Below are 3,782 nucleotides of genomic sequence, written 5' to 3' on the forward strand. Positions count from 1 at the left end.
TGCGGCCGCTGTACGACTCGCTGCACGACATGATGGACCCCGAGGCGATCCCCAAGCTCATGGCGGCCGGGGTAATCGAGGTTGCGCCGCTGGCCTACATGCGCGGTCGCACGCTCAACGACTCGTTCATCATCCTCGACGAGGCGCAGAACACCACGCCCGAGCAGATGAAGATGTTCCTCACCCGCCTGGGCTTCGGCTCCAAGATCGTCGTCACCGGCGACATCACCCAGATCGACCTGCCCGGCGGGCAGCGCTCCGGCCTCAAGGTCGTGCGCGACATCCTCTCCGGCGTCGACGACATCCACTTCTCCGAGCTCACGTCCCGCGACGTGATACGGCACGCCCTCGTCGGCCGGATCGTCGACGCCTACGCCAAGCACGAAGCCCGCCTCGAACGGGGCGACCGACCCACCCCCACACACAGGAACAGGGAGCAGCGCCGACGATGAGTATCGAGGTCGCCAACGAGTCGGGCGTGGAGGTCGACGAGGCCGAGCTCATCGACGTGGCCGCGTTCGTGATCGCCCGGATGGACGTGCACCCGGCCGCCGAACTGTCGATCACGCTCGTCGACAAGGACACCATGGCCGACCTCCACGTCACGTGGATGAACCTGCCCGGCCCCACCGACGTGATGAGCTTCCCCATGGACGAGCTCACCCCCGGCGGCCGCCCCGACCTGCCCGAGCCCGGCCCCGCCATGCTCGGCGACATCGTCCTGTGCCCGGCGTTCGCCGCCGACCAGGCCGCCAGCTCCGGCCACCCGCTCGCGCACGAGCTCGCCCTGCTCACGGTCCACGGGTGCCTGCACCTGCTGGGCTACGACCACGCCGAGCCCGCAGAGGAGCGCGAGATGTTCGGCCTGCAGAACGAGCTGTTGGGCGAGTGGTACGACCACCGCGACGAGTCCCCGAGAGTGGACGCCTGAGTCGTGGACGCCACCATCTACACGGCCATCGCGGCCGTGGTGCTCATCCCCGTCGCCGGCCTGTTCGCCGCCCTCGACGCCGCCCTGAGCACGGTCTCCGTGGCGCGCGTCGAGGAGATGGCCAAGGACAACCGCTACGGCGCCGTCCGTCTGGCCAGGATGCTCGACGCCCGCCCGCGGTACATCAACGTCGCCGTCCTGCTGCACATGCTCAGCCTCATCGGCGCCGCCGTGCTGTTCACCGTGGTGTTCGACGAGCTCATCGACTCCCGCGCCTGGGCACTGGTCACCGCGGTCGTCGTCACCACCGTCGCCGCGTACATCGTCGCCGGGGTCGGGCCCCGCACCCTCGGCCGCCAGCACGCCTACACGCTCGCCCTGGGCGCGTCGACGCCGCTGACCGTGACCGGGGTCGTCCTGGGCCCCGTCGCGACCCTGCTGGTCGGCCTCGGCAACGCCGTCACCCCCGGCGGCGGCTTCCGCAACGGGCCCTTCGCCTCGGAGATCGAGCTGCTCGAGATCGTCGACATGGCCCGCGAGCGCGGCGTCGTGGCCGACGACGAGTCCCGCATGATCCAGTCGGTCTTCGAACTGGGTGACACGACTGCCCGCGAGGTCATGACCCCCCGCACCGAGATGGTGTGGATCGAGTCCGACAAGACCGTCGGCCAGGCCGCGCGGCTCACCGTCAAGTCCGGCTACTCCCGCATCCCCGTGGTCGACGGGGACAACTCCGACAACGTGGTGGGCGTGGTCTACCTCCGCGACATCGTGGCCCGCCTGGACGACCCCGACGGGCGCGCCGCCCCCGTCGCCGAGGTGATGCGCCCGGCGGTGTTCGTGCCCGACGCGAAGCGGATCGACGACCTGCTGGCCGAGATGCAGCGCGACCACAATCACCTGGCGATCCTCGTCGACGAGTACGGCGGCACCGCCGGACTCGTGTCGATCGAGGACATCCTCGAGGAGATCGTCGGCGAGATCGTCGACGAGTACGACACCACCGAGGTCCCGCCCGTCGAAGATCTGGGCGACGGCCGCTACCGGCTGTCCGCCCGGCTCGCTCTGGACGAGGTCGCGGACCTGTTCGACATCGAGTTCCCCGACGAGGTGTCCGAGGAGGTCGAGACCGTCGGCGGGCTGCTCGCCCTCGAGCTCGGCCGCGTCCCCCTGCCCGGGGCGCACATCGTCACCAGCGGTCTGGACCTGCGGGCCGAGGGCGGCCACGACCGACGCGGGCGGGTGAAGGTGGTCACCGTGGTGGCCACGCCCACCGAGACCGATGACGACGACACCGACGACCATCCCCGGCGCGAGGACACCCGATGAGCACTCCCGAGAACTACCGCAGCGGGTTCGTCAGTTTCGTGGGCCGGCCCAACACGGGCAAGTCCACCCTGACCAACGCGCTGGTGGGCGAGAAGATCGCCATCACCTCCGCCAAGCCCCAGACCACGCGGCACGCCATCCGCGGCATCGTCCACCGGCCCGACGCGCAGATCATCCTCGTCGACACCCCGGGCCTGCACCGCCCGCGCACCCTGCTCGGGGAACGGCTCAACGCGCTGGTCGAGGACACCTACTCCGACGTCGATCTCATCGGCCTGTGCATCCCGGCGGGGGAGCGGATCGGCCCCGGCGACCGCTGGATCCTCGAACAGGTCCGCAAACTGTGCCCGACCACGCCGCTCCTGGGGCTGGTGACCAAGATCGACACGGTCTCCAAGCAGAGGGTCATGGAGCAGCTCGTCGCCGTCTCCAAGCTCCTCGGGCCGGACTCCGAGGTCGTGCCGGTCTCGGCCGCGTCGGGTGAGCAGGTCGACGTGGTGGCGGACGTCATCGCCTCACTGCTGCCCGAGGGGCCGCAGTTCTACCCGGACGACGTGGTGACCGAGGAGTCCGACGAGACCCGGATGGCCGAGCTCATCCGCGAGGCGGCCCTCGAGGGCGTGCGCGATGAGCTGCCGCACTCGATCGCGGTGACCATCGAGGAGGTCCTTCCGCACGAGGGCCGCGACGACATGGTGGACGTCCACGCCATCGTCTACGTCGAGCGGCAGAGCCAGAAGTCGATCGTGTTGGGCAAGGGCGGGTCCCGCATGCGCGAGGTCGGCACCCGCGCCCGGGCGGGAATCGAGGAGTTGCTCGGTACCAAGGTGTACCTCGACCTGCACGTCAAGGTCCTCAAGGAGTGGCAGCGCGACCCCAAGATGCTGGGGCGTCTCGGCTTCTAGCCCGCCGGTGGGACAATGGGCACCTGCACGGTGCGATACGCGTCGCCCGCATGGTCGCGCGGATGATCGGCACGGCGCGGGCGAACGACGCGGCGCGGGCGGCCAGCACGGCGCGGGCGAACGACACGGAAGGAGGTCCGGGTGCATCCCTTCACCGACACGGGCCTCGTCGTGCGTACCTACGACCTGGGCGAGGCCGACCGCATCGTCACCCTGCTGACCGAACGTCACGGCCTCGTCCGCGCCGTGGCCCGCGCCGTGCGGCGCACCCGCTCCCGCATGGGCGCCAGCCTCGAGCCGTTCGCGGTGGTGGAAGTGCAGATCGCCCCGGGCCGCGGCAGCAGCGGGCTGGGCACGGTCCGCCAGGCCACCAGCCGCGAATCCCTCGCCCGTCCGCTGGTCGCGGACTACCCCGCGTACACGTCCGGCTGTGTGGTGCTGGAGACCGCCGAACGCCTGGCCGGCGAGGAGGGTGCTCCCACTCCGCGGTTGCTCGGCCTCGCCGTCGGCGCCCTGCGCTCCCTCGCCGAACACCGCCGCGCGCCGGGGTTGGTCGCCGACGCGTTCCTCCTGCGCGCCATGGCCGCCTCCGGCTGGGAACCCGTCCTCGACTGCTG

Annotated in this window: 5 protein-coding genes; all 5 read left to right on the plus strand. The window is 70.8% G+C overall.

The features are described from left to right. Positions 1–452, plus strand: a 452-nt coding sequence (locus G6030_RS15050) for a PhoH family protein (protein ID WP_182643668.1), incomplete at its 5' end; no start/stop codon positions are given. Next, on the plus strand, positions 449–931 hold the full coding sequence (gene ybeY, locus G6030_RS15055) for an rRNA maturation RNase YbeY (protein ID WP_007626431.1): 483 nt from the start codon (positions 449–451) through the stop codon (positions 929–931). The genes G6030_RS15050 and ybeY, both read left to right, overlap by 4 nt. A gap of 3 nt (positions 932–934) precedes the next feature. Further along, positions 935–2,260 carry a CNNM domain-containing protein gene (locus G6030_RS15060; protein WP_182643669.1) on the plus strand — a complete coding sequence of 442 codons (1,326 nt, stop codon included), beginning with the start codon at positions 935–937 and terminating at the stop codon, positions 2,258–2,260. Beyond that, positions 2,257–3,165, plus strand: a complete 909-nt coding sequence (era, locus tag G6030_RS15065; RefSeq protein ID WP_182643670.1) for a GTPase Era — start codon at positions 2,257–2,259, stop codon at positions 3,163–3,165. Before G6030_RS15060 ends, era begins: the two co-directional genes overlap by 4 nt. A 141-nt stretch (positions 3,166–3,306) precedes the next feature. Beyond that, on the plus strand, positions 3,307–3,782 hold a 476-nt coding region (recO, locus tag G6030_RS15070; RefSeq protein WP_182643671.1), incomplete at its 3' end, for a DNA repair protein RecO.

Source organism: Dietzia sp. E1 (genome assembly GCF_014145015.1).
Taxonomy (GTDB): Bacteria; Actinomycetota; Actinomycetes; order Mycobacteriales; family Mycobacteriaceae; genus Dietzia; species Dietzia cinnamea_A.

Excerpts from the sequence above, each read along its gene's own strand:
- ybeY (WP_007626431.1), top strand. The coding sequence starts at position 449 with ATGAGTATCGAGGTCGCCAACGAGTCGGGCGTGGAGGTCGACGAGGCC.
- era (WP_182643670.1), top strand. The coding sequence starts at position 2,257 with ATGAGCACTCCCGAGAACTACCGCAGCGGGTTCGTCAGTTTCGTGGGC.